Source organism: Kineosporia babensis (genome assembly GCF_021129305.1).
Classification (GTDB): Bacteria; Actinomycetota; Actinomycetes; order Actinomycetales; family Kineosporiaceae; genus Kineosporia; species Kineosporia babensis.
In genome coordinates this window covers 115,229-141,558 of sequence record NZ_JAJOMB010000021.1, presented here as the reverse complement: position 1 = coordinate 141,558, position 26,330 = coordinate 115,229, and the positions used below count along the sequence as shown (strand labels likewise).

Here is a 26,330-nt window from a genome sequence, read left to right as displayed (position 1 = left end):
CTGCGAAGGGAACTTGCAATGACGATGGGGCCCGGTGGGGATGACGCGCGTCTTTCCCGCACACTGGCTCATGCGGCCGGTCTCGCACTGCTCGACGTGAGAACCGGACACGCAGAGGGCAAGGAACTGAAGGACAAGGGTGACGCCCGCGCCCAGGCTGTGCTCTCTTCGCTGCTGGACTACCACCGCCCCGGCGACGCCGTGCTGAGCGAGGAGGCGGCGGACTCCGCGGCCCGGCTCACCGCCGGCCGGGTCTGGATCATCGACCCGCTGGACGGCACCCGCGAGTTCTCCGAGCGCCCGCGCACCGACTGGGCCGTCCACGTCGCCTTCTGGGAGGCCGGTGAGCTCGCCGAGGGCGCCATCGCGCTGCCCGCCCGCGACGTCACCTACGGCACCGACGACCCGCCGGTGGTGCCCGCTCGCGCCGAGGGCCCGATCCGCCTGGCGGTCAGCCGCTCCCGCCCGCCGGCCTTCGTCACGCAGGTGGCCGAGGAGCTCGGCGCGGAGCTGGTGCCGATGGGCTCGGCCGGGGTGAAGTGCGCCAGCGTCTGGCTCGGCGAGGCCGACGCCTATCTGCACGCCGGTGGCCAGTTCGAGTGGGACTCGGCCGCCCCGGTCGCGGTCGCCCGCGCCGCCGGGCTGCACACCAGCCGGATCGACGGCTCGCCGCTGGTGTACAACCGTCCGGACCCGAAGTTGCCGGACCTGCTTGTGTGTCGCACAGAGTTCGCTGACACCATTCTGGCTGCCGTTGCCCGCCACACGCCCGCCGAAGTTTCTTGAGGTGATCGCCCGATGAGCACGTCGGAGTACCGGCTCTCCCAGCTGCAGACGCTGGAGGCCGAGTCCATCCACATCATCCGGGAGGTGGTGGCCGAGCTCGAGAGACCTGTCCTGCTGTTCAGCGGTGGGAAGGACTCGATCGTGATGCTGCGCCTGGCGGAGAAGGCGTTCGCCCCGGCCCGGATCCCGTTCCCGGTGATGCACGTGGACACCGGCCACAACTTCCAGGAAGTGCTGGACTTCCGCGATCGCCGGGTGGCCGAGCTGGGCGTCCAGCTGATCGTCGCCAGCGTCCCCGAGGCGCTCGACCGCGGCCTGGTCAGCGAGCCGCCGGACGGCACCCGCAACCGGATCCAGACCCCGGTGCTGCTCGACGCGCTGGAGAAGTACCGCTTCACCGCCGCTTTCGGTGGCGCCCGGCGGGACGAGGACAAGGCCCGGGCCAAGGAGCGGGTGTTCTCGTTCCGCGACGAGTTCGGCCAGTGGGACCCCAAGAACCAGCGGCCCGAGCTGTGGAACACCTACAACGGCCGGATCCAGATGGGCGAGAACATCCGGGTCTTCCCGCTGTCGAACTGGACCGAGCTGGACATCTGGCAGTACGTCAAGCAGGAGAAGATCGCCCTGCCCTCGATCTACTTCGCGCACCAGCGTGAGGTTTTCGACCGGGGCGGGATGCTCTACGGCGTGCACGAGGTCTGCCAGCCCAAGTCGAACGAGACGGTGTTCACCGAGACCGTGCGCTACCGCACCGTCGGCGACGCCAGCCTGACGGCGGCCGTACGCAGTGACGCGGACACCCTCGACAAGATCATCGACGAGGTCGCGTCCACCCGGATCACCGAGCGCGGGGCCACTCGTGGGGACGACAAGTTCAGCGAGGCCGCGATGGAAGACCGCAAGCGCGAAGGGTATTTCTGACAGTGGACATGTTGCGCTTCGCCACCGCGGGTTCGGTGGACGACGGCAAGAGCACCCTCATCGGCCGCCTGCTCTTCGACTCGAAGTCGATCTTCGAGGACCAGCTCAGCGCGGTCGAGGCGGCGAGCACGGCCAAGGGCGACGACTACGTGAACCTGGCGCTGCTGACCGACGGCCTGCGGGCCGAGCGGGAGCAGGGCATCACGATCGACGTGGCCTACCGCTACTTCGCCACCCCGCGGCGCAAATTCATCATCGCCGACACCCCGGGGCACATCCAGTACACCCGGAACATGGTCACCGGGGCCTCCACCGCCGACCTGGCGATCATCCTGGTCGACGCGCGTAAGGGCCTGGTCGAGCAGAGCCGCCGGCACGCCTTCCTGGCCACCCTGCTGCGGGTCCCGCACCTGGTGCTCGCGGTGAACAAGATGGACCTGGTGGACTACTCGCAGGCGGTCTACGAGCAGATCCACGACGAGTTCACCCGGTTCGCCGACAAGCTCAACGTCGCCGACCTGACGGTGATCCCGCTCTCCGCGCTCAAGGGCGACAACATCGTCTCCCGTTCGGAGAACATGCCCTGGTACGAAGGGCCTTCGCTGCTGCACCACCTGGAGCACGTGCACGTCTCCAGCGACCGCAACCTGATCGACGTGCGGTTCCCGGTGCAGTACGTGATCCGCCCGCAGTCGGCCCAGTACCCCGACTACCGGGGCTACGCGGGCACGGTGGCCAGCGGCACGATCAAGGCCGGCGACGAGATCATGGTGCTGCCCTCGGGTTTCACCAGCACGGTGGCCGCGGTGGAGACCGCCGACGGCCCGGTCGCCGAGGCGTTCCCGCCGATGGCCGTCACGGTCCGGCTGAACGACGAGATCGACATCTCCCGGGGGGACATGATCTGCCGCCCGCAGAACGCCCCCAAGGCAGCCCAGAACATCGACGCGATGATCTGCTGGATGTCCGAGGACGCGCTGCGCCCGGGCCGCAAGCTCGGGATCAAGCACACCTCGCGCAGTGCCCGGGTGATGGTCAAGGAGCTGGAGTACCGGCTCGATGTGAACACCCTGCACCGCGACCCGTCGGCCGAGGAACTGCGGCTCAACGACATCGGCCGGGTCCGGCTGCGCACCACGCAGCCGCTGCTGTGCGACGAGTACGCGCGTAACCGGGAGACCGGCGGCTTCATCCTGATCGACGAGAACACCAACCGCACGGTCGGTGCGGGCATGATCACCGCAGCCGACTAGGTCGTGTTTTGGAAGTCCATGCCTACTGCGGGGCACCCGGTGGCCGCCTGGACTGCGCCGTTGGAACGCCCACGTAGAACACCGCTACGAGGGCGTCCCAACGGCTTGCCAGACGACCACCGGGCACCTCCTCGCTACGGCAGCGACTTCCAAAACACTCCCTAAGCCTGGAGGTACCCGGTGGCGACTGCTCGAAAGCCCGTGGTCGTCACCGGGATGCCTCGCTCGGGCACCAGCTGGGTGGGCAAGATGCTCCAGTTGTCCGGCGAGGTCGTCTACGTCAACGAGCCGATGAATCCCTCGCGTCCGCCCGGCCGCAGCCCGGGGGTGCTGAACGCCGACGTCGAGCACTACTTCCACTACATCCCCGGCTCCGACCAGGCCCGCTGGCGCGCCGCCTTCGCGCGCACCCTGAGCCTGCGTTACTCCCTGCTGCCGGAACTGCGCCGCAACCGCTCGGCCGGTGATCTGATGCGGGCGGCCAAGTACTGCACCGAGTTCGGCCGGGGCCGGCTCACCGGGCGCACGGCGCTGCTCGACGATCCGTACGCCAGCGTCTCGGCGGGCTGGCTGGCCTCCGAGTTCGACGCCACCGTCGTGGTTCTGGTCCGCGACCCGGTCACTCTGGTGGCCAGTTGGCAGAAGCTGGGCTGGGTGGTCGATCCGGCCGAGTTGCTCAACCAGCCCGCGCTGATGGCTGATCACCTCGAGCCCGAGCGGGAACGCCTGAGCCGGGCCGCCCGCTCCGGCGATCCGGTCGAGCAGATCATCGCGGTCTGGCGGGCGGTGTACCTGGCCGTGCTGGGGCAGGCCGACGCCGGCCGGGTGCTGCTGCGGCGTTACGAGGACCTGGCCGCGCAGCCGGTGCCGGCCTTCGAGAACCTCTACCGGGACTGCGGCCTGACGTACGACCAGGCCACCCGGGCCGCGGTGCAGCAGGCCACCGGCGCCGACACCGGCAACTCCGGCGCGTTCCAGTGGTCCGGGCTCTCGCGCACGGCGTTCCGCCCGATGGACAGCGCCGCGAAACTGCGGGAGCCCGTGGGTCTGCCGGATTCCGTGGTGGATCAGGTGCGATCGGGAACTGAGGACGTCCTGGGGCGCCTGAGTCGGTAGTCGCCAGAATCCCTGTGCAGCAATAGCTTTGCCCGGCTTTGACCGTTCGTCGGCAATCGGGCGATTCGCCCGGTGAACGGGCTCGGGCCGTCCTACCCTGACTCCGTGGGCATATGCCCGGCCAACGGGGAGGCGCAATGAGCATGATCCGAAAAGCACTGGCATCAGTGGGAACTGCCGTGACTGCGGCGGCGCTGGTGGTGATCGCCGGTCCGCCGGCCCAGGCCTCGCAGGACGGGGTCAATTCCGGAACGGTGTCCAGCACCTGGCAGACCAACGCCCCGGTGTGGGATCTGGCCTACGCCAACGGCGCCGTCTACGCCGCCGGAGAGTTCACTTCCGTGCGTCCTCCGGGTGCGGCCGCCGGTACCCAGGAGACGGCTCGGCGCTACCTGGCGGCCTTCGATTCCTCCAGCGGAGCGCTGCTTCCGTTCAACCACACCTTCAACGTACGGCCCCGGGTCCTCGCCACCTCGCCGGACGGGTCGGTGCTGTATGTCGGCGGTGACTTCACCCAGGTGGACGGCCAGCCGGCGGGGCGGCTGGTGGCCTTCAGCACAGCCACCGGCAACCGCATCACGGCTTTCGCTCCACAGCCCGCGGCAGCCGTCACCGCCATCACCGCCTCCTCCGGAACCGTCTGGTTCGGAGGCAGTTTCGGACGGGTGAACAACACTCCACGGCAGCGGCTGGCAGCGGTGCGCGCCGCGGACGGCGGGCTGCTGCCCTGGAACCCGGGTGCGGACGGCGTCGTGTACACGTTGTCATCCTCGGCCGACGGCGGCAAAGTCTACGCCGGAGGCGGTTTCAGTACGCTGGCCGGTGCGGCGCGTCGGGCGGTGGGTGCTCTCGACGGAACGAGCGGCGCTGGTCTGCCGTTCGCCGCGGGTTCGGCCATGCCGCCGGTGACGAACGGCTGCACTTCGGTGGTGCGTGATTCGGTGATTGCCTCTGGAGTGGTCTATTTCGGGGCCGAGGGTACCGGCGGGGGCTGCTTCGACGGAACCTTCGCGGCCTCGGTTTCCTCCGGGAACCTGATCTGGAAGAACACCTGCCTCGGCGGTACCCAGTCGGTCGAGGTGGTGCGGGGCTGGCTCTACAAGGGCTCGCACGCGCACGACTGCGCCCGCCAGAACGCCTACAACGACCCGGACGCCTTCCCGCAGGTTCCGGAGTCCAGTTCCCGGCATCTGCTGGCGCAGCGGCTCGACAACGGTTTCCTCGGGCCCTGGTACCCCAACACCAACGCGGGGGTGGGCGGTCTCGGGCCGCGCACGATGACCACCGACGGCACGAATCTGTGGGTGGGAGGACAGTTCACGTCGGTGAACAAACGAGCCCAGGTGGGGCTGGCCCGGTTCGCCCCGACGCCGGACAGCCCACCGGCTCGGCCGGCGGCGCCCACCCTGGTCTCGTCCAGCGGCACTTCGGTGCAGATGCGGGTCACCGTGCCACTCGATCTGGACAACACCGATCTGCGAGTACGGCTCTACCGTGACGGATCCAGCACTCCGGTGGCCACTTCGCCGGTCCAGCACGTGCTGTTCTGGCGGCAGCCGGTGGTCGTGCTGACCGACAGCGGGCTTACCCCGGGCAGTACGCACACCTACCGGGTGGACGTGGTGCAGGCCGACGAAAACGCTTCGTCCACGTTGTCACCCGCTTCCGTCCCGGTCGTGGTCGGTGGGTGAACTGCGGGTATCCGCCAGGAAAACGTCAATTCCCGCCTAAGGAATCCGGAGGCCTTCTCGTCGGTAAATTGCCACTGGCCGGTGGCAATTTACCGACGAGGTCCTGAAGTTGATGAAAGACGCAGCTCAGCGGCACTGTTCTTGGGTTCGGGAATGTTTCGGCCGGGTATCGGAGAAGGCTTCTCCAGCGGTCGGCTTAAGTAATCGAAGGGGTCGGGTCGGGTTTGAGGCCCAGTGTTATGTTCCGGTGACGAATGGGTGTTGTTCGCTGTTAGTGTCCTCCCCGTCTTTCTGAGATCCGACTTTCAGATCTGCCGACCAATCAACGCGGGGAGCAAGGAATGCCGGAGATTCAACGCCGGGGGAGCAACTGGAGAACCAGACGGGTGGCGATCGCGACCGCGGTCGTGGCCAGCCTGGCGGCCGGGGCGGCGGTCTCGTTCGCCCAAGGCGGCCGGGCCGAACCCGAGAAGGCCGAAAAACGGCACGAGACACAGCTGGTCGCCAACGGGACCTTCGAGTCCGGGGGGAACGGCTGGAAGATCAAGAGTCCCGGCCGGCTGGACGTGGTCTCAGAAGGACGTGCCGGGGGCGCGATCCAGATCGGCACCGCCGAGAAGTCGACCGTGGCTCTGAACGACGTCGCCAACGTGGCGCCGGGAACCGCTGCGGGCAGCGAGTTCCGGGTCAGCGCCTGGGTCCGCACCAGCACGCCGAACGTCAGCACCCAGCTGCGGGTGCGTGAGGTGCGCCACGGGGAACTGCTCGGGGAGGGGACGGATCAGGTCTCGCTGCGCGACACCGAGTGGCACCAGCTCACCTTCGCCTACCGGTCGCAGGCCCAGGACAGCACGCTCGACCTCAATGTGGTGGCCTGGCAGTTGCCGGCGGCGAGCACGCTGGTGGTCGACGACGTCTCGATGAGCACCTACGCCCCGGTGGTCAGCCCGCCGCCCCCGGCCACCGCGGAGCCCACCCCGACCAAGGTGCCGACCAGCACCGAGCCGCCCAAGGAGCCCGGCCCGACCGGCACCGCCACCAGCACCACCGTGCCGGAGGAGCCGACCCAGCCCGAGCCCGGTGAAGAGTGCACCCTGGACGACAAGCTCGTGCCCTCGTGCGGCGCCCTCTGGGGCATGTACACCCGCAAGACCGCCAATGACTGGGTCACCCCGTTCACCGATCTGGAGAAGAGCACCGGGCGCACCTTCGACATCGTCAAGCGCTACCACGACTGGTCGAACAAGGGTGCCAACGGCCAGTTCCCGGACGCGGACGAGAAGGAGCTGGGGGCCGACGGCCGGCGCATCCTGTTCTTCGCCTGGGTGTCCAACACCTGGTCCAACGGGGGCCACGCGAAGTGGAAGGACATCGCCGCCGGCAAGTACGACGAGTCGGTGATCATCCCGCAGGCCCAGCGGCTGAAGGCCTGGCCGCACAAGTTCTTCCTGGGCTACGACCACGAGATGGACGGGGTGACCCGCAACGACTTCGGCACCTCGGCCGAGTACGTGGCCGCCTACCGGCACATCTACGACGTGCTCAAGAAGCAGGGCGTGACCAACGCGGTCTGGGTCTGGAACCCCACCGGCTATCTGGGCAACGAGGAGAAGATCGCCGGGATGTACCCCGGGGACGCCTACGTGGACTGGATCGGCTACGACCCGTACAACTTCCACCTCTGCCACGGCTCGCCCTGGCGGGACACCAAGACGGTGCTGACCACCTTCTACAGCTGGCTGGAGAAGAAGGGCCTGGGCGACAAGCCGTTCATGCTGGCCGAGTTCGGCTCGTCGTTCGACCCGAAGAACCCGGCCGCGATGGGTGACTGGTACGCGGACATGGTGCCGGCGATGAAGGCGCTGCCGAACATCAAGGCGGCGGTGCACTTCAACTCCGGTAACGGCAAGCAGTACTGCGACTACCGGATCACCACGAACAAGCAGAGCATGGAGGGCTTCGCCGAGGCCGGGCAGGACCCGTACCTGCAGCCGCTGGGCTGAGCCGCCGCAGAGCCGTTCCCCGTGGGCAGTCCTACGGGGAACGGTCCTCGGCCGCCGGCCGCACCACGACCGGCCCGGGATGCACGGTGGCCCGGGCCGGTACGTCGTGCACCACCACGCTGCCGGCCCCGATCCGGGCATCCGCCCCGATCCGCACCGAGCCGATGATCACCACGTTGGCGCCGAGTTCCACACCGTCCTCGATCACCGGGCAATCGGTCTCGGCGCGCCGATTGCCGATGGTCACGCCGTGCCGCAGCATCACCCCGGCGCCGATCCGGGCGTGCGGATTCACCACCAGCCCAACGCCGTGCCGCAGCCGCAGACCGGGCCCGACCTCGGTGCGCACCGGAAGCTCCACGCCGAGCAGCCATTCGCTGATCAGCTTGTAGCCGGTGCCGACCAGAAGGTACGCGGGCCGGGCCCACGAGGCATCGGTACGGCGCAGTTGCTGGGCCGCCCGGAACAGCACCAGCACCACCTGGCTCTTCGGATAGCCCCGGTTGGCCGACCAGTCCTGCGTCAGGTCCGCGAGCTTCATCCCGTCACTCCGTATCCGTAGTACCAGGCCAGCGGAAATGTGCTGCCGGTGACCGTGATCCGGGCCGCCCGGGGCATTCCGGTCCGCCAGCTCTGGTCGGCCCGGACCTCGACCGGCCCCTGGGTGAACCGCATCGGGTTACCGGCCACCGTGTGCTGCACCCCGAGCTCGAGCACTCGGCTCTCGGGGTGTTCCTGCCACTGGGCCAGCGGCTCAACCTCAAGGAACTGCGCCACCGAGACCAGCGAGCGGCGTGGATCGGCAACGAAGTCCTCGTACCGCAGCAGCCGTTGCGCCGCGCCCAGCCGCAGCCGCAGTGCCGCATACATGGCGTTGTGGGCATCCCACTGCAACGCTGCATGCCCGGCCGAGTACTGCGGCATGTAGACGTCGCCGCTGGTGACCTCGGGCCGCACCGTCTGTTTGCTCCAGGAGTGGGCCACGCCCCGGGGATCGCGCACCACGTGCAGCACCCGCAGGTCCACCTCCGGATCCACGGCCAGGCAGGCTGCGAACGAGATGTGTTTGCTGGAGTCGATCACCAGGGCCCGGCCGCTCACCTCGCCGGCCGCGGTATAGATGCGCCGGTAGAGCTCGGTGTACCGGGCCACCGCCGAACTGGGCCGCAGCAACAGGCGAGGCACGTGCCGGGACCGGTCGACTGCGGACTTGAGCTGTTGCACCTCGGCCAGGTCCACCTGGTCCCAGCCGCCGAACGCCTGCTCACCCACACTCTTCCAGAACGAGCAGGCTGCAAACGGCTCACCACAGCCGCAGAGCTGGTTCTCGGCCACCCCGCGCTGCCACAGGTGGCGTACCTCGCCCAGCGGGCAGGCGTCCGGCAACTGGCCCAGCGCCAGTTCGATCAGGGTGGAGCCGCTGCGCCCGACCCCGCCCACGAAGGCCACCCTCATGCTGCCCTGCTTCCTGCGTGGGCCAGTGCCCCGGCCATGAACCGCTCGTTCTGCCCGGCTCCCTGCTGCTTCATCCGGCAGGCCCGCAGCAGCATTTCCAGGCAGTACAGATCCACCAGCGCCGGAGCCAGCGCCGGATCCACCCCCACCTCGGGCAACTGCGACGGCACCACCTGCCGGGCCGTGTCGAGTGCGGCGCCGACCGTAGCCCCGCCCTGCACGAACCGGCGCTGGAAGGTGTAGTGAACGAGGTCCAGGCCGACCGGTGCCAGATCGGCGTAGTGCTCCCAGTCCCACACCCAGACCTGCCGGCCTACGGTTCCCATGTTCCAGGGGGACCAATCTCCGTGCCAGGCACCGAAATCCATGGCCAGATCCTCGTGATCGCGCAGCACCCGCTGCCGGTACCGCTCGGCGAGACCATCCGGCAGCAACGCACCCACGCGCCGGCAATCGTCCTTAATTTTCTTGAGGTACGCCGACTCTCCGAATCGCTCGGACCGGCGGCCGGTGGCGATGCGACTGATCAGGTCGGGTCGGGGTCCGGCCCCAGGAAGGTGGCGGGTCACTCCGGGTGGCATCGGTGCTGTGGCCAGAAGGCTTCTTCCGTGCCAGCTTCCGGAATGCAGTACCCGGGGAAGCATCGGAACCGAAGAGCTGGAAAGGTCGGCCAGAACCGAGGCCTCGTGATCGACCAGGCCGCGGGTGTAGTCGTTCCAGCCGACCTTGACGAAGGCCTTGGCCTGCCCGGCCGGATCGAACAGCTGCAGCGTCGGCTTCCGATTGGGTGCGGGCGCAGCCACGCCGATGGCCGCGACGCCCGGTCCCAGAACCGTGCTCAGATGCCCGAGCAGTCTCTGATCGGAATCAGCCGCAGAAGGCGGGAGACAGACCGACAGGACCCCGCGCGTCATCCATTTACCCAGCCCTGATCCAAAGGCTGCAGCGCTGGCCACTTTCCGGGCACGTACTCGTGGTCGCCGCAGCTTGTTGTAGGCCAGCAGCGATGCCGTGGCCACCCGCCGGTCCATCGGCATGAGCATCCGAGCGGCCTCGACCGAGGGCATCACCGCGTACTGTTCGAGCACCTGGTGCCCGGCGGGAGGCGCGCCCAGAGTGACCACGACGTCAGAGTCCGCAGGCCACAGCTGCTCCACCAGAAGACGCAGACCCGCCGCCGGTTTCCGGCCGTCCCAGTTCACTCCAGCTCCGCAACCTGGTCGGCCAGCCCGAGGTCCGGCAGCATGGCGTTGGTGTGGTCGGACGAGTCCAGCCGCCAGTCACAGCCCTGGCCGTCGGAGTTGAAATAGACCAGGGCCTTGAGCTGCGGATGGGTGGAGGCCCGGCTCACCGAGTCGGCGATCCACTCGGCCTGCCGGGCGGGCTGCTCGGGATCGCGCAGACTGCCGAACTCGGCCAGCATCAAGGGCTTCTCCTTGGACTCGGCCCACTCCAGGAAGGGGGTGAAGATCTCGTCGAAGCTCTTCCAGTAGCGGTGGTCGGCGCAGGTGTAGAAGTTGTAGCCGTCGGCCGCGATCCAGTCGACCTGGTCGTCGCCGGGCCAGTACTGGTCCACGCCTCCGTTCGTGCCGTCGAAGGCCGGGGCGTTCGGCGACCAGACCCACTCCACCGGCAGACCCTCGAACTTCGAGCGCACGTGCTGCCAGGCCCGAATGAAGTCGGGCCCGGAGCGCACCCAGTCGCGGTTCAGCGCGCCGTCCATCTCGAACGCGTAGCGGATCAGCACCCGCTCGGCCCCGCTGTCGGCGATCGCCTCGGCGTACGACTCCAGCTGCGGGTCGAACATCCCGGAGGCGACCAGCTGGGTGTCGGCGCCCGAGCCCATCGAGATCATCGGGATCCGGCCCTCTTCCAGGTCCCACTGCAGCCGCCAGTCCCAGGTGCGCACCTCGGCGAAGTCGGTGACGTAGAAGTGGTCGATCGCCAGCTTGTGCCCCAGATCGGCCTCCAGCTGGGTGACCGCGGCCATCTGCCGGTCCCGGTTGTGGCCACCGGTCGGCTGGGCCCAGGCCCCGATAGCCGGCCGGTGCGGGCCCTCGGGCGAGACCGTGGGCACGGCGGCGGAAGGCTGCGGGCCGTCCGGGTTCGAGCCCGAGTCCGAGCAGGCGCTGAGCAGGCTCATGGTCAGGATCAGGGCGGTCAGGCGATATCTCACTGGAGCCAGCCCATTTCGCGACCCAGGAGTTTCTCCACATCGGCCACCGGCTCGGCGAAGAACTCGTGCAGGGCGCTGCGGGTGGCCGGTTCCATGCCGGAGGCGGCGTGGTAGTTGTAGCGTCGGGCGTTCTGCAGCGGCCGGTCGGGCAGTTCGAGGAACCGCGTGACCTGGTTGAACACGGTGGCCGGCTCGTCGTAGAAGTCCTCGCTGCGCAGGATCAGCAGGCGCTCGGCCGGAACCTGCTGCTGCCAGCGCTCGATCTGCGGGGCGTAGACACCACGGTCCTGGTAGGCGTAGTAGTCGTACGGCCGGCTGTAGTAGTAGGGGTCGGCCTGCATCTTCTCGGCCTCACCGGCCAGCCGCCCGGGCTCGGCGGCCAGCGCATCCTCGAAGGACAGGTCCTCGACCCCGGCCCGGACCCGCTCCTTGTAGTGCGAATAGGCTCTTTCGGCCGGATCCCGGAGCAGCATGATCACCTTGGCGGTGGGCAGCAGTTCGGCGGCCCGGGCCGGTACCCGCGGGTCGTACAGGTAGTTGGGGGAGGCTTCGCCGGTGCGGGTCGGGGCGCCTCGGAGCCGGCTGAGCACAGTGCGGGTCGGGGTACTGGCGAAGTGTGAGCGGTACCAGAGCGGGCCGTTGGCGTAGTGCCAGTAGAAGTAGTGCGGGCTCTTGATGTTCAGCGGGGAGGGGAACATCGGCAGCACGCCCGGATGGCTCAGCAGGTAGTTCCAGAGCGAGGTGGTGCCGCCGCGTTTGGTGCCGATGACCAGGAAGTCGGGCAGCGGCCGGAGCCCGGCGGTGGCCCGGCCCCAGCCCCGCAAACCGTTGCGCACCACGTTCTTCCCGGAGTCCGGCAGAACCCGCTTGATCATCTCAGCCCACCTTCCTGGTGATCTCGCCGAGCTCCATCCGGGCCCGGAAATGCCAGAGCACTGCGGCGTAGGCGGCGGTGCCGGCCAGCAGGTACGCCGTCAGCGCCAGATAACCCTCGCCGATCGTGGCTTTGGCGAGCAGTCCGCCACCGCCGTAGATGATGACGGCCAGAGCGCAGGTCCAGGCCGTGGTGGCGTTGTAGCCGCGCAGTCCCAGCCCCCAGCGCACCTGTACCACGGCGATCAGGTTGTCCAGCGCCATGGCTGCGCCCCAGGCGATCGCGGCGCCTTCGAGGCCGTAACGGGGTACCAGCCAGAGGTTCAGGCCGACCATGGTGACCACCGCCAGCGACTTGTTCAGTAGCAGCCAGTGTGAGCGCCCGGCCATCAGCAGCACCGTGCCGACATTGCCGGTGCCGAGATTGACCAGCATGGCCAGGGCCAGGATGCTCATCGCGGTGGCGCCGACCCCGAAGCCGGGGCCGAACAGGTCCAGCAGCAGACCGGAGAAGCAGGCCAGGGCCAGGTACAGCGGCCACGAGGAGGCGACGATCCAGAGCGTGGCCACCCGGTAGATCCGCCCGGCGCGCTCGGTCTGCCCGGTGCTCATCAGGGCGCTGATCTGGGGAGCGATGGCCAACCGCATGGCCTGCAGGACCAGTGTGCCGGAGGTGATGAATCGGCTGGCGGTGGCGTACACCCCGGCCTCGGCCGGGGTCAGGAACGCGGCCACCAGAAGCACCCCGCACCAGACCAGGAAAACGTCGATCGCCGCGGAGATACCCCGGACCGCGCTGAATGCCCAGAACTCCCGGGCAATTTGCGGCAACGGCCGCGGCGGGTGAACCTCGTCGGAATCCGTGCGCCGGACCTGGCGGCGCAGCGTCCAGCCGGCTACCAGCAGGGCCGGGATGAACAGCAGGGTCCAGATCAGCGGCACGACCAGTCCGGTCCAGCCGGCCAGGACGGCAATGCCGATGCCGAGCGGCCGGCCGAGCGGGATGAGCACGTTCTGTACCGCGACGAACCCGACCACGCTGCCGAACGCCCGGGTGGCCTGCGCGGCCACGGTGGCGGTGGTGGCCACCACGAGGAAGGGGGCCATCAGGTGCACGTACTGCTCGGCCCGGCCATGATCGGAACTGCCGTTGGCCAGAAGATCGAGCAGCCAGGGCGTGAGCCACCACAGCAGCCCGGCCAGCAGCAGCGAGCCCAGGGCCACCGGAATCATGGCCACGGCGATCAGCCGGCGCGTCTCACCGGCCTGGCCCAGCGCCCGAGCCCGGGAAAGAGCCCGCATCAGGCCGGTGTCCGCGCCCAGGGTGGAAAGGCTCTGCGCGATCATGAAGACCGCGACCGCCTCGAAGAACAGGCCTGCCCCGGCCGCCCCCAGCCCGCGGGCGACCACGATGGTCAGCAGCAGCCCGCCGACCGCCGAGATCACCGCCCCGGCGGCGGCGATCGAGCCGCCCTTGGCCACCGCCGCTAGGTCGCGATGCGCTCTGGTGGTCGTGGTCACGAGGCGACTGCCCGTGGGCCGAGAACTGCGCGCGGCCGGGCCTGGCGGCGTTCGGCGTTGTCGGTGTCGCGCAGGCAGACCGCCGCCGCCGTCATCACGATCACCAGCACCGAGCCCATCAGGCCGTAGTACATGAGCTCGACCGACACCATCACCAGCACCGCGTGCAGCCACAGATGGGTGTTGTCGGGAGGCCGGGCGGTACGCACCACCAGGAACAGGAACCAGCCCACGAACAACACCAGCCCGCCGAACCCGTGGGCGAACATCACCTGCCAGAACTGGCCCTGGGTACCGACCGATGGGTTCCCCTCCGGCCCGATCGAGGGCCGCGGAGCGCCGTAGCCCAGCACCGGCGAATCGAGCGTGCGCTCGAATGCCTCGGAGTACAGCGACAACCGGGTGTCGTTGGTGTCGCCGGTCTCGGTGCGGCTCTCGATCATCGCGCCGACCGGGATCACCACGGTCATCGCCATCACCGTGGCGGCGAACACCCCGATCCCGATCAGTGCCAGGGCCTGCCCGCGCAGCAGCTGCCGCACCGCGATGTAGACGATGCCGATGCCCGCGCCCAGCAGCATGCCCCGGTTCTGCGTGGAGAAGGCCGGGATCAGTGAGAGCGGCACCATCGCGGCCAGCCCCCAGAACAGCAGGTTCTTTCGCATCCGGCTCAGCGTGATGAACACGAAGGGCAGCAGCAGCGAGTAGTTCGAGCCCCAGCCGTTGGTGTACTTGAACGGGGCGCTGGGCCGGGTGGCCATCTGGAAGTAGCCGTTCGGGTCGCCCTGGGTGAAGGTCGGGCGGACCATCTCGCGCACCAGCTCGTTCTGCTGCAGGCCGCCGGGCAGCAGGTAGGACATCGGGCTGGCGAACCCGCCGTCGGGCACCAGCAGGCCGAGGAACCCGCCGAACACCACCAGCAGCCAGAACGAGGTCATCACGGCGGCCACCCGCTCCACCCCGAGGCCGGAGGAGGCGTTGTACACGTAGACGAAGGTGATGGTGGCGGCCAGGTAGAGCGAGAAGCGGAAGGCGAAGCCGAACATCCGCCCGCCGGAGTCGATCTGCACTGCCGAGGCGAGCACCCAGCCGAGGAAGAGCAGCCAGATACCGAACCCGGGTGGCACCCGGACCGAACCCCGGGCGATCAGCAGCACCAGCATCGGGACGGCGAACAGGATCCACACGCCGTCCCCGAGCCCCAGCAGCCACCAGGCCAGGTAACCGCCGAACGCCGCGGCCAGCGGCCAGGCGGGTAGATCGGTGCTGGAGGACGCCGGTGGCCGGGTCGGTGGATCGGGAATTGAGGACGTAGGTGGCTGGGCGGGCATCAGATGCCTCGGCCGAAGCGGTGGCTGAGGTTGCTGAGGAACTGGGCGCGCACCAGGCCGGTGCTGACCAGCAGGGCCAGTACCGAGCGCTTCTCCCGCCAGTTGCCGCGCAGGGCCCGGACGGCGTGTGCCCGGGCCGGGCGGCGCTGACCCATCCCGGCGTAGGCGAAGGCGATCTGCCCGTGCAGCCGGGCCAGGCCGGCCCGGTCGCCGGCGAACTCCGGATGCTTGCGCAGCAGGTAGCCCAGGGCGTTGACGATGGTCTGCCAGCGGTCGAAGAAGTAGGACGACTCGTGCCAGTAGACCCGCACCTGGGGCCGGCTGACGGCGATCACCGGGGCCCGGCGGGCGGCCCGCAGCAACAGGTCGTAGTCCTCGCCGTAGCCGCCGGGGATCTCCTCGTCGACCAGGCCGATGCCGGCGGTCTCGTCCAGCAGGTCGGCCCGGCGGAACACCAGGGTGCTCGGGTGGACAGCCATCTGCCGGTCGCGCAGGAAGTCGGCGTGCGAGAGGGATTCGGCGGTGGGCAGGCGAGGCCGGTCCTGGCCCCGGAAGTGCACCAGGATGCCGCTGGCCACGGCTGAGGCTTCGGGGTGGTGACGCAACTGCTCGAACTGGGCCCGTAGTTTGCCCGGCAGCCACTCGTCGTCGTCATCGCAGAAGGCCACGAATTCTCCGGTGGCCTGGGTGATTCCGGTGTTTCGGGCGCCCGGGAGGCCGGGGGTGCGGGTGTTGCGCAGGATCCGGACCGTGCGGCGGGGTGGGCCGGTGGTGGGGCTGGTGTCGCTCTGAGGTTCGGCCGGTTGCTCGTTTTCGGTGAGCTGCTCGGCCGGGCGCTCGGTCAGGTGCTCGGTCAAGTGCTCGGCCAGGTGGTCGGGCAGGCCCAGGTCGTGCGGCTCGCTCTGGTCGAACACCACCAGACACTCCAGCGGACCGGGATGGTCCTGCTCGAGGATCGCGGTGAGTGCCCGGCGCAACTGCTCCGGCCGGTTGCGGGTGGCCACCACCGCAGTGACCGAGGCCGCTGCCGGGGCGTCCGTCGCCGGAGCCTCCATCGCCGGAGCCTCCGTCGAGGCTGCCCCCGGGGTCGCCGCCGGTGCAGGGTGGTGCTCGCTCATCGCAGCCCCCGAGTCGCCGTTTCACCGGATTGGACTTGATGCCTGGTTAGGTCGCGCTTGACGTGCAGTACCGAGCCGGATCGATCACGGCCAGTGTCCGGCCGGTTCCGGACGGCGCCCAGTTTAGGGTGATGGGCGGCAACTGTACGACGATTCCGCTACCAAATTCCGCCTCTTTTGTAACACCTAAGAACATTGCCCGTTGCGTAACAAAAGACCTTTACTTGAGTGAACGCCGGGTTATGCTGACGGCGATCAGGGCGTCATGGGGGACTTCTCTTAAGGAAGCGTGATGCATGTCTGTGGCAGCGCCCTACGGCCCGCAGAGCACCGAGCTGGCCCGGTACCTGTCGGTGCCGCGGCGCCGGTGGCGTGCCGTGCTGCTGGTCGGGGCGGTGGTGCTCGGCCTGGCCGCGGCCTACCTCGCGCTCGGCCCGCGCACCTACACCTCGGTGGCTCTGGTCGAACTGCGGGCGATCACCATCTCGCCGTTCGACGAGACCAAGGCCGGCAGCCAGCTGATCGACGTGGACACCGAGGCGAAAACCGCCTCGTCCAAGGTGGTTGCGGCGGCTGCGGCCGAGTCGCTGTCGGGTAAGCCGGACCCGGGCTGGATGCTGCAGCACGTCACCATCCGCCCGGCCTCGGGCACCACCACGCTGTCGATCCAGTTCCAGGCCGGTACCGCGGCCGAATCCGCAGCCGGGGCCAATGCTTTCGCAGCTGCCTACCTGAGCAGCCGGGGGAAGTGGGCCACCGAGCGGCGCGACGGGCTGGTCGAGGCCAACCAGAGCAACATCGAAGACCTGCAGGATCGCCTCGGTGAGGTGAACAAGTCGCTGGCCGGGGCGGATCCGACCACGGCCCAGGCACAGGACGACAGCAGCGCCAAGACCCTGCTGATCCAGCAGATCAATGATCTGGCGGTGAAGCAGAACTCGCTCAAGGGGATGAGCATCGACCCGGGGCAGGTGGTCAGCGCCCCCGATCCCGGCGAGGCGCTGGTGTCCCCGCAGCGCCGGCTGGTGATGATGGGCGGCCTGCTGGTGGCCCTGCTGCTCGGTGCGGTGGGCGCTTTCGCCCGCGAGGTCACCGACCGCCGGCTGCGCAGCGCCGAGCAGATGGAAGGGCTGATCGGGGCCGGCGTGGTGGCGGCTGCCGTCCGCCCACGCCCCGGTGAGCCGGACGATGCGCTGTACGTCCTGCGCACCCGGGTGGCCCGGGCCGTGGCCGAGAACGCTCTGCCCGCGCTGCTGTTCGTTGATCACGCCCGGCCCGAACGCACCGGGCGGGTCGCGCACGGCGTGGCCGAACTGCTGCACCAGTCCGGTAGCAAGGTGGAACTGGTCATTGTCTCCGAGGACGAGGTCAAGGGTTTCGGCGAGACGGTAGAACCACAGCGTTCGGCCTCGGGGCTGCGGATCACCCGGGTCCGGTTGCTGCGGGCCCAGCCGGCGGCCGGGCTCGACGTGGTGCGCGAGAAGATCGCGGCTGCCTCGTCCGGCCAGGGCCTGGTGGTGGTCGCCACCCAGGGTGCGGTCCGCCGCTCGGTGGTGCTTGCGCTGGGGTCGCTGGTCGAAGAGGCCGTGCTGGTCGGGCAGTCCGGGGCCACCGCCCTCGATGCGGTGCGGATCACGGTGCGCGATGTCGGGGACTGCGGTGGTCATGTCTTCGGTGGGGTCTTTCTCGGCAAGCGAGGCCTGGCGGCGCCGACGTCGGCGGGGAACGTTCAGGGGGCGTCCAAGGGTGCTGATCCGGCTCCGAAGACGCCGGTACCCGAGACACGCCCGAAGTCTGCGGTGAACCGGGCCACCGGCTGGCCCGGTTCGAGCCGCTCCGATCCCGACTCGACCGGATCAGCACCGCCGACTGCGCCGATTCCCTTGGTGCGCAGCGAGTCCCGGTCCGGTTCCGGCTCGCCTCAGGGCTCGTGAGTCATGCCCGGTGCCCGCAGACGAGGGCTGAGCTCTGTCCTGATCCTGGTAACCGCCGGTGCGCTGGTGGCCTGTGCCGGGTCGGAGCAGAGCCTCGGTGAACTCGCCGTAGCCTCGCCCAGTCCCAGCAAGCCGGCCCCGGCTTCCTCGGCGTCGGAGGCAGCCTCGGCTTCGGCTTCGACGGAAGCTGAACCGGAGCCGGTGGCCGAGGCCGAACCGGTGAAAGGCCTGCAGGGCGGCGGAACCTACGTGTACGAGACCGGCGACCTGCGGGTCACCGTCGACTTCCCGGCCAGCGGCCAGCAGGAGAACGTCAGGCAGCTCAAGTCCTTCCTGCGCAAGACCCGTTCCCCGGCCCTCCAGATGGTTTCCGTCACCGTTCGCAACCACACCACCGAAGACTTCTCCGTCAAGGGTTTCCGCGTGCTGGGTGAACCCGGTCCGGTCGACCTGTTCCCGGTCGCCTCGTTCATCAGCCTCGCGATGTCACAACCGGCCGCCGTCAACAACCAGGAGATCGCCATGGATGGGACCATCGCCGCGCTGACGTCCGCAGTCACCGTGGAGGCGGGGGCCACGCTGACCACCCTGGTCGCCACCCAGCAGTCGGTCTCCCGGATCGACCGGATCGAGTACACACCCCCGGACGGAGAACCGGTCGAGGTCAGACCGCTCTGGGAGATCAAGCAGGAAGCCGCCAAACTCGCCCGGCAACAGGCCCGCGAAGCCGACCAGCTGGCCCGGAGACAGGCGAGACAGGCCCGGGAAGAAGCCCGGAGGGCGGCCCGCGGTGGTGCCTGAGCCGGGAACCGAAACCGCGCTCCCCACCCGGGGTGAGCCTCCGGAACCGACTCGAGCACCAGCGTCTCCAAGCAGGCAGGTCCAGCCGCAACCCCTGATCCGGACCGTACCCGGCAGCGATCTGCGGATCAGTACCTCGGTACCGGATTACGACCAGGCCGAACTCTTCGGCCTGAAGCTTTCCAACTGCACCATCGAGCAACTCGTGGGCACGGTCGAGGCCTGGGTCGACCAGGGCGTGAGCCGAACCGCCGCCGGGGTCAACGCGAACGTCGTCAATCTGAGCGCCCGCCGGCCCGAAACCCGAGAACTGTTCCGGGCGAACGATGTCAATTATCTCGACGGCCAGTCCCTGGTCTGGGCCAGCCGCCTCCTGGGACTGTCGGCCGAAGAACGGGTCGCCACCACCGACGTGGCGCTGCCGCTGGCGCAGATGTGCAAACGGCGGGATTTCGGCCTGTTCCTGCTGGGTGGCCAGCCAGAAGTGGCGCAGAAAGCTGCAGCTCGGCTGGAAGCGCAAGTGCCCGGTCTGAAGACGTATACCCACGACGGGTTCTTCACCCCGGATCAGGATGAGCAGGTGGTCCAGGCGATCGTGGCCAGCGGGGCCAAGGTGGTGCTGGTCGGGCTCGGCGATCCGCGGCAGCAGCAGTGGGTTCAGCAGCACCGGTATCAGGTCAACGGCGTAATGCTGACTTGCGGTGGTCTTTTCGATTGGATCAGCGGTAACAACCGGAGGCCGCCGCAGTGGATGGTCGGCTGGGGGCTGGAGTGGCTCTGGCGGATGTGGCTGGAGCCCCGGCGGCTGGCTCGACGGTACCTTGTCGGCAACCCCGAGTTCCTGCTCCGGCTGGCTGGGGCCTGGTTCTTCCGTAGGTAGCGCGAAAAGGGGGCACCGGTTCGAAAACCGGTGCCCCCTCGTCCATTGTTATGGCGTGTAGGTCAGCACCGGTGTACTGGCGCTGCGGTTACCGGCCCGGTCGATGGTTCGCACGAAATAGCGCGTCGTCTCGGTGGGCGGGTCGAGCAGCACAGTGGCTGCATTCAGCGTGGTGATCACCCGGTCGTCGGCAATCAGTTCGTAGCGCACCGCCCGGCCCGACGAGTCGGTGGCCGGGCTCCAGGTCAGCCGCAGCCCGTTGGTGACCACGCGGCTGGTGAAATCCGCGGGTGCGCCAGGAGCGGTGGAGTCGATCGGGGCGAAGCGCATGAACGCGCCGGTCCAGACCCGGGTTCCGTTGGTGTTGCGGCCGCTGACGAAGTCGCCGCCGGCCCAGAGCACGCCGTTGCTGTCGAATTCCAGGGCCCAGGCGCCGAACTTGCCGCGCGAGGCCACCCCGGCCGGAAGGAACTCCGGAAGGTAGGTGCCGGTCGCAGCATCCCAGGCGCCGATGTACTCGATGTTGTCGGCCTGGTTCCAGCCGGTCGGGCTGGGCCAGTTCTTCGCCCCTGAGTACAGCCACTGCGAGCAGTGGCAACTGGCGTAGACGATGCCGTCCTTGGCGGTGAGCACCTGGAAGTCACCCTTGTTGTGGGCGATCGCCGAGGAGGCCAGGTTCAGCGTGGCGGTGTCATAGCCGAACATCATGTGCTCGGCCCCGCCCTCGTACACCTTGTCGCCGACCTCGACCACTCCCTGCTGGTAGCGCGAGCTGGCGTTGCTGAACTGCGGCGCGGCCAGGCCGGGCACCAGTGCAGCCCCGTCGGCGGTGCTCAGCACGGCGAAGTAGCCGGTGGCGGTCTGGTTGATCGTCTCGAAACGGCCCACCACGTAGACCCGTTCGCCGTTGGCCGACCCCTCGATGGCGTTGATGTTGCCGAGCACCTCCGGCCGCCAGTTCTCGTCGGGGGTACCGTTGCTCGCCGAAACTCGGGTGAGTGAACGGGAGTAGACGGCCGTGGGCCGGGTACCGCCGGACACGTGGGTGAAATTCCCTCCGATGTAGAGGTATCCGCCGGAGATCTCCAGCCCGCGGACGTACAAGGGCTGGCTGCTCTGCCGCTGCTCCAGGTTGACCTGCCAGGAGGTGTCGGTCGCCCCGGTGGTCGGGTTCAGCGCCACAATGCCCGGCGCGGCCTGACCGTTGACCGTGCTGAAGTTGCCGCCCGCCACGACATTTCCGTTGGGCAACGCGATCAGCCGCTCGACCTGACCGTCCAGGGTGGGCCGGAAATCGTCCAGCCATTCCCCGGTATCCACATCGAAGGCGGCCAGCCGGGCCTGCTCCACCCGGCCGGTGCCGTCCGCGTCCTGCTGGACATAGGCGAAGTTGCCGCCCACGATCATCCGGTTGCCCACCTGGGCCAGGGCCTTGACCTCGGTGGTGTCGACGCTGTCCACTCCGCTGGCCAGACCGCCCACGCCCCAGGGGTTCGCGAGCGTGCGGCTGTCGGCCATCGCCCGCTGGGTGCTGGCCTCGGTGCCGCTGTCGGTGATCGCCGGGTAGCTCACCGCGCTCGAGAGCAGCCGCGGTCGGAGGTAGACCTGGGTGAACGGCATCGCCCGGGCCGAGCTGGAGTTCTTCCAGATGTAGCTGGTGTCGCTGGTGCTGCCGGTGGCCGAGCTGCCGTAAGCCCATCCGGCCCGGTAGTTCTCGTTGCTGTTGGTGGTCGTGCTGACCCGGGCCCAGGTCTGGTCGGAGCCCCAGTTCCCGGTGCTCGCGCTGTTACCGGAGGCCGTGCCGGTGCCGCTGTTGCCGGTGGCGGTCATCGACCAGTTGGTGATCGGCAGGGCGGCGTTGATCGCCCAGGTCCAGCGGGAGCGGTTGGACAGCCGGAAACGCACTTCCTGGGAGGTGGTTCCGTCGACGTTGCGGGCCCGCTTCAGTCGCACCCCCTCGGTGAGCGCGTCCGGCCGGCCGCCGTCGAGCAGCGCGTCGATGGTCTTGGCGGGCAGCGTGACCGGGGTGAAAGCATCAGTGCCGGAAGGAGTTGCGTTGATCTCGGCCGGGGTGCCCTGGCCGTCGGACTGGAAGGTCCAGTTGTCCCGGCCACGGCCGACCAGGACCCAGCCGCCGCCGTCGGTGGTCTGGTCACAGTAGAACTGGGCGGGGGCGACCAGGGTGGGAGTCTGCAGCCAGTAGACGCCGTCCGGCGAGGTGGGAGCTACCTGCTTGATCTCGTAACAGGAGGCGGCGGCCGCAGCGGACGACGAACCGTCGCGGACGACAGCGGCATTCGCGATCGGGGCAGTCACGGTGAGGGCAGCGCCCAGCATTGCCGTGACCAGTAACCCCGCAAGCGTCCGCTGTCGGCCGGAGAGAGCTGTACGCATGAGATCTCCAGCTGTCCAAGGGAGAAGAAAGTGGAGTCAGTATTGCCCTGTACGTGACCCTTGGGTGAAGAAAACTAGAAATATGTAAAACAAACTACTACGCGTATATCCCGACTACGGATTGATGCTCACCAAAGCGGAACGGCCGCCCCTCAGATCCCCTGAGGAGCGGCCGTTCTCGTGCCATCGATGTCAGGTTTTATGGGACGGGTTCTGGTTCGCGCGCCTCGTCCTCGCCGGCCACTGCGAGCGCAGTGAATCCGTGACGACGGCGCAGTCCCATCCACACCAGGGGAGCCACGATCAGCGCCGAGAGCAGAATGATCCCGGTTTCCACATTTCCCACACCGAACAGTTTCAGCGCCGAGGCCAGCAACACGAACGCCAGCGCGCGCTGGACCAGGGCGCCGGGCAGTCGGGTGGAGAGCTGGGCGCCGAGCCAGGCGCCGGGCACGCTGCCGACGATCAGGGCCAGGGTGAGGTCGAGCTGGAAGTCGCCGAACAGGATGTGCCCGAGCGCGGCCGAAAATACCAGCGGCACAGCCTGAACCAGGTCGGTGCCGACCAGCTGGGCCGCCTTGAGTGCCGGGTACAGCGCCATCAGGGCAATGATGATCAGCGATCCGCTGCCTACCGAGGTGATCCCGACGATCAGCCCACCGAGCGCCCCGACCAGCAACGTGGGGATCGGCCGGACCGCCACCTGGGGCAAGGCCTCGGTCTCCGGCTCCACCCGGCCGTCGCGTCGCGCCGCCCGCTCGCGCAACCCCTGGTACATCCGCACGCACAGCCCGGTCATCGCGATCAGCAGGGCCACGCCGAGTGCCATCTTGATCGCGTGCTGCACCGATTCGCCGCTGCCGAAGGCCCGGGCCACCAGCACGCCGCAGAACGCGGTGGGGATCGACCCGGCGCACAGCCAGAACACCAGCTTCAGGTTCACCGTGCCGCGGCGCAGGTGCACCCACGAGCCGACCGGCTTCATCACCGCCGCCGCGACCAGGTCGCTGGAGACCGCCGCCATCGGGGTCACCCCGAAGAACAGCACCAGCACCGGGGTCATCAGGGCGCCCCCGCCCATCCCGGTCAGGCCGACCACGATGCCGATGCCGAACGCGGCCAGGGCCATCAACGGATCAAAGTCCATCGGGTGACTATAAAAGGTAGAGAAGATTCTGCACACCCCTGTGAAGGGACTGTTACGAAGGACCGGCTGGGCTGGGGTGATGTCAACCGGGGGACGGGGGGAGGCGGCGGGGCGGCCGAGGAGGCAGAATGATTGCGTGAGCAACGAAAACTCGGAGAACTCGACGGCCGGCGCCTACGTGACGAGTGGACAGGAGTTCACCCGCGACGCCAACTACATCGCCACCCGGATCACCCGGGACGGCGCCGACGGTTATCCGGTGGAGGCCGGCCGCTACCGCCTGGTGGTGGCCCGGGCCTGCCCCTGGGCCAACCGCGCGATCATCGTGCGCCGGCTGCTCGGCCTGGAGGACGCGATCTCCATGGGGGTGTGCGGCCCTACCCACGATCGCCGCAGCTGGACCTTCGACCTGGACCCGGGCGGCGTGGACCCGGTGCTTGGCATCCCCCGCATCCAGGACGCCTACTTCGCCCGCTTCCCGGACTACCCCCGCGGGATCACCGTCCCCGCCATGGTCGACGTGCCCACCGGCCAGGTCGTGACCAACAACTACCCCCAGATCACCCTCGACTTCTCCACCGAGTGGACGGAGTTTCACCGCGAGGGTGCGCCCCAGCTCTACCCCTCACACCTGCGTGACGAGATCGACGAGGTCGCGCTGCGGGTGTTCAAGGACGTGAACAACGGCGTGTACCGGTGCGGGTTCGCCGGCAGCCAGGAGGCCTACGAGCGGGCCTACAAGCGCCTGTTCGACGCGATGGACTGGCTGGAGGAACGTCTGACGAACCAGCGCTTCCTCGTCGGCGACACCATCACCGAGGCCGACGTACGGCTCTTCACCACCCTGGCCCGGTTCGACGCTGTGTACCACGGGCATTTCAAGTGCAACCGCCAGAAGCTGAGCGAGTTCCCGGCGCTCTGGGCGTACGCCCGCGACCTGTTCCAGACCCCCGGCTTCGGCGACACCACGGACTTCGACCACATCAAGAAGCACTATTACGTGGTCCACGAGGACATCAACCCCACCCAGATCGTCCCCGCCGGCCCGGACCTCTCGAACTGGCTTACCCCGCACCACCGGGAGCAGCTGGGCGGCCGCCCGTTCGGTGACGGCACCCCTCCCAGCCCTGTCCGCGAGAGCGAGCGGGTGCCCTCCGAACACAATCCCCTGTAACTGGCCGAGCTAAGGAAGGGCGGCGGCTCAGCACTCCGCCGCCCTCCCATCCCCACCCCCCATCCGTCCCAGGTTTGCCAGCTTTAGTCGCGCTGGAAGCACGGATCGGGCGCTTCCAGCGCAACCAGAGCTGGCAAAGGCGACCAGCGCTGGTGAAGCCGGAGCAGGAGGGGAAGGGGGCGGGTGGGTATGGGTCCGCAGCCAGTCCGAATCCGGCTCGATGGATGGCATGCCGAAGCAGCCCCTCGCCCAGCTGCAAGCACAACCTGGGGAGCGGACAAGACCAAGGGAGGATCAGACGGCGGTCTGCCCCTTCCCGGAGTACGCCACATCGCGCAGGTCCACGTACTGCGGCCGCAGATCGCCGTGGTTGTCGTGCCGGGCCAGCTCCAGCGCCATCTGGGCCGCCGAGGCCAGCGTGACGTGCCGGTACCACCCCCGCCAGCTACGCACCTCGTAGTGCCCCAGCCCGGTCTTCTGCTTCACCGCCCGGCAGTGCGCCGCCGCCCCCTCGATCAACTGCACGATCGGCACCACCTCGGCCAGCCCGGCATGGGGGCGCAGGTAGGCCGTGTAGTACGAGCGGGCCCGGGCGTTGCGGTTGGTGCCCGAGAGCATCAGATACGACATCTCGATCCGGGCCGGATCGGGGCTGCGGGTGGAGAAGCGATGCAGCACGGTGTTGCGCAGCTGCAGCATCTCGTGGCCGGGCACGGTGCCGGCCGCCGGCGGGTTCTGCGACTCGTCGGTCAGGGCTTTGCCGAACTGCCCGAACTGGCCCACCCCGCCCGCCTGCATCTCTCCGGCGCTGCCCGCGACCAGGTGCTGAACCCCGTAACGACGCAACAGGCGATGCAGGATGGGCTTCTCGGTGCAGACGAGATTGCAGGCCACCCAGACCGGCCGGATCGAGCTTTCCCAGGCCCGGCGAATCATCTCCGCCGCGATTGCCGACTTGCTGCGGTAAACCACTTCGGGCGGGATCTGTGCCTGCTCACGTCGTTTCGGGTCGCTCACCCAGGCCGGCGGCAGATACAACTCGGAGTCGATCAGGAATGCCTGCCGGTCGGCGGTCAGATAGAACAGCAGCAGGCCGATCTGGCAGTTCTCCACCCGCTGGGTGTCGTGGCTGTACTGGCGTTCCACCGCGACCGCGTTGCGGCCCTTCTTGGGGAAGGCGATCTCGGTCAGGAACAGCGTGCCGCCGGTCCGCCCACCGGCCTGAATGGCGATGGCGCGCAGTTCCTCCCGCACCGAGAACTCGTCCCAGCGGGCCGAGGTGAGCAGCCGCTGCACCCCGTCGGCGCGGATTTCCCCGGAATAGTGGCCGACCGTCTCGCCCCGCCGCAGCCCGGCTGAATGAGCTTTCGGAAGGTCGACCAGATAGTTCCAGGCGCGCTTGCGAGGTTCGGCTCGGCTGAAATTGTGTGCAATCCGATCGTAGACGACCTTCAAGGATCTCTCGTACCCGGGATCGTGCACGTGCCCCCTCCACAGTGCCAGGCGTCGCTTTCCCGCGAGGGGATTCGACCAGCCGGAATCCCGGCCCCGTGCCGAGTGCGTTTCCGGATCCGGATCATTTTATGAGTCGCACCGGTTTGCGCCAGATCCAAGAATTCTGATGGCCGGAAGAGTGCCACCCCAGCAAGCGCAGATGTCCGCCAGATGTCGTTCATTTTCGGCGCCCGAACCTGCCCGAAATCCGCCCTCGACCGCACTGCCTGCACAAATCGCGGCCGGGCGGACCGGGCCGGAC

At 68.6% G+C, this 26,330-nt stretch carries 21 protein-coding genes; 10 read left to right on the top strand and 11 right to left on the bottom strand.

Annotated features, from left to right (window positions below; translation table 11 throughout):
• The first annotated feature begins 18 nt into the window (after positions 1 to 18).
• The 6 genes from LR394_RS31120 to LR394_RS43330 all read left to right on the top strand — a co-directional run bounded on the left by LR394_RS31120 (position 19) and on the right by LR394_RS43330 (position 7,770).
• Positions 19 to 786 (top strand): 3'(2'),5'-bisphosphate nucleotidase CysQ, encoded by a 768-nt coding sequence (locus LR394_RS31120; protein ID WP_231448162.1) that lies wholly within the window; start codon positions 19 to 21, stop codon positions 784 to 786.
• Between the two features lie 12 nt (positions 787 to 798).
• The gene (gene cysD, locus LR394_RS31115; protein ID WP_231448161.1) at positions 799 to 1,707 is read left to right on the top strand and encodes a sulfate adenylyltransferase subunit CysD; all 909 of its coding nucleotides are present in this window, start codon (positions 799 to 801) and stop codon (positions 1,705 to 1,707) included.
• Between the two features lie 8 nt (positions 1,708 to 1,715).
• Positions 1,716 to 2,960, top strand: coding sequence for a sulfate adenylyltransferase subunit CysN (gene cysN / locus LR394_RS31110; RefSeq protein WP_231448216.1), 1,245 nt, complete (start codon positions 1,716 to 1,718; stop codon positions 2,958 to 2,960).
• A gap of 180 nt (positions 2,961 to 3,140) precedes the next feature.
• Entirely contained in the window at positions 3,141 to 4,076 is a 936-nt protein-coding gene (locus LR394_RS31105) for a sulfotransferase (protein ID WP_231448160.1), read from the top strand.
• 137 nt (positions 4,077 to 4,213) lie between these two features.
• The gene (locus tag LR394_RS31100; RefSeq protein WP_231448159.1) at positions 4,214 to 5,767 is read left to right on the top strand and encodes a PQQ-binding-like beta-propeller repeat protein; all 1,554 of its coding nucleotides are present in this window, start codon (positions 4,214 to 4,216) and stop codon (positions 5,765 to 5,767) included.
• A 386-nt stretch (positions 5,768 to 6,153) separates the two neighbouring features.
• Positions 6,154 to 7,770, top strand: a complete 1,617-nt coding sequence (locus tag LR394_RS43330; protein WP_231448158.1) for a carbohydrate binding domain-containing protein — start codon at positions 6,154 to 6,156, stop codon at positions 7,768 to 7,770.
• 31 nt (positions 7,771 to 7,801) lie between these two features.
• Here LR394_RS43330 and LR394_RS42235 read toward each other — a convergent pair whose 3' ends face one another.
• Genes LR394_RS42235 through LR394_RS31055 form a run of 8 tightly spaced genes read right to left on the bottom strand, consistent with a single transcriptional unit; the run spans position 7,802 to position 16,181 of the window.
• Complete coding sequence (locus LR394_RS42235) at positions 7,802 to 8,311, bottom strand: serine acetyltransferase (protein WP_269330054.1); 510 nt, start codon at positions 8,309 to 8,311, stop codon at positions 7,802 to 7,804.
• Entirely contained in the window at positions 8,308 to 9,225 is a 918-nt protein-coding gene (locus LR394_RS31085; RefSeq protein ID WP_231448157.1) for a sulfotransferase domain-containing protein, read from the bottom strand. Before LR394_RS31085 ends, LR394_RS42235 begins: the two co-directional genes overlap by 4 nt.
• Positions 9,222 to 10,427 carry a hypothetical protein gene (locus LR394_RS31080; protein WP_231448156.1) on the bottom strand — a complete coding sequence of 402 codons (1,206 nt, stop codon included), beginning with the start codon at positions 10,425 to 10,427 and terminating at the stop codon, positions 9,222 to 9,224. The genes LR394_RS31085 and LR394_RS31080 overlap by 4 nt, the downstream gene beginning before the upstream one ends.
• Complete coding sequence (locus LR394_RS31075) at positions 10,424 to 11,401, bottom strand: glycoside hydrolase family 26 protein (RefSeq protein ID WP_231448155.1); 978 nt, start codon at positions 11,399 to 11,401, stop codon at positions 10,424 to 10,426. Before LR394_RS31075 ends, LR394_RS31080 begins: the two co-directional genes overlap by 4 nt.
• On the bottom strand, positions 11,398 to 12,276 hold the full coding sequence (locus LR394_RS31070; RefSeq protein ID WP_231448154.1) for a sulfotransferase: 879 nt from the start codon (positions 12,274 to 12,276) through the stop codon (positions 11,398 to 11,400). Before LR394_RS31070 ends, LR394_RS31075 begins: the two co-directional genes overlap by 4 nt.
• A 1-nt stretch (position 12,277) precedes the next feature.
• Positions 12,278 to 13,795 (bottom strand): oligosaccharide flippase family protein, encoded by a 1,518-nt coding sequence (locus LR394_RS31065; protein ID WP_231448153.1) that lies wholly within the window; start codon positions 13,793 to 13,795, stop codon positions 12,278 to 12,280.
• Positions 13,792 to 15,126: an O-antigen ligase family protein gene (locus LR394_RS31060; protein ID WP_231448152.1), complete on the bottom strand. Its 1,335-nt coding sequence runs from the start codon at positions 15,124 to 15,126 to the stop codon at positions 13,792 to 13,794. Before LR394_RS31060 ends, LR394_RS31065 begins: the two co-directional genes overlap by 4 nt.
• Positions 15,126 to 16,181 carry a glycosyltransferase family 2 protein gene (locus tag LR394_RS31055; protein WP_269330053.1) on the bottom strand — a complete coding sequence of 352 codons (1,056 nt, stop codon included), beginning with the start codon at positions 16,179 to 16,181 and terminating at the stop codon, positions 15,126 to 15,128. Before LR394_RS31055 ends, LR394_RS31060 begins: the two co-directional genes overlap by 1 nt.
• 359 nt (positions 16,182 to 16,540) lie before the next feature.
• On the opposite strand from LR394_RS31055, the gene LR394_RS31050 reads away from it, so the two are divergent.
• The 3 genes from LR394_RS31050 (at position 16,541) to LR394_RS43325 (ending at position 19,859) form a co-directional block, all read left to right on the top strand.
• Positions 16,541 to 18,178 (top strand): hypothetical protein, encoded by a 1,638-nt coding sequence (locus LR394_RS31050; protein WP_231448151.1) that lies wholly within the window; start codon positions 16,541 to 16,543, stop codon positions 18,176 to 18,178.
• 201 nt (positions 18,179 to 18,379) lie between these two features.
• On the top strand, positions 18,380 to 18,979 hold the full coding sequence (locus LR394_RS31045) for a hypothetical protein (protein WP_231448150.1): 600 nt from the start codon (positions 18,380 to 18,382) through the stop codon (positions 18,977 to 18,979).
• On the top strand, positions 18,972 to 19,859 hold the full coding sequence (locus tag LR394_RS43325) for a WecB/TagA/CpsF family glycosyltransferase (RefSeq protein WP_231448149.1): 888 nt from the start codon (positions 18,972 to 18,974) through the stop codon (positions 19,857 to 19,859). Before LR394_RS31045 ends, LR394_RS43325 begins: the two co-directional genes overlap by 8 nt.
• A gap of 48 nt (positions 19,860 to 19,907) precedes the next feature.
• Here the strand turns inward: LR394_RS43325 and LR394_RS31035 are convergent, their stop codons facing one another.
• Complete coding sequence (locus tag LR394_RS31035) at positions 19,908 to 22,253, bottom strand: fibrinogen-like YCDxxxxGGGW domain-containing protein (protein ID WP_231448148.1); 2,346 nt, start codon at positions 22,251 to 22,253, stop codon at positions 19,908 to 19,910.
• Positions 22,254 to 22,452: 199 nt separating this feature from the next.
• Entirely contained in the window at positions 22,453 to 23,400 is a 948-nt protein-coding gene (locus tag LR394_RS31030; protein ID WP_231448147.1) for a sulfite exporter TauE/SafE family protein, read from the bottom strand.
• A 136-nt stretch (positions 23,401 to 23,536) separates the two neighbouring features.
• On the opposite strand from LR394_RS31030, the gene LR394_RS31025 reads away from it, so the two are divergent.
• Positions 23,537 to 24,574: a glutathione S-transferase family protein gene (locus LR394_RS31025; RefSeq protein WP_231448146.1), complete on the top strand. Its 1,038-nt coding sequence runs from the start codon at positions 23,537 to 23,539 to the stop codon at positions 24,572 to 24,574.
• A gap of 294 nt (positions 24,575 to 24,868) precedes the next feature.
• On the opposite strand, the gene LR394_RS31020 is transcribed toward LR394_RS31025, so the two are convergent.
• Positions 24,869 to 26,056: an IS701 family transposase gene (locus tag LR394_RS31020; protein WP_456238334.1), complete on the bottom strand. Its 1,188-nt coding sequence runs from the start codon at positions 26,054 to 26,056 to the stop codon at positions 24,869 to 24,871.
• Positions 26,057 to 26,330 lie beyond the last annotated feature (274 nt).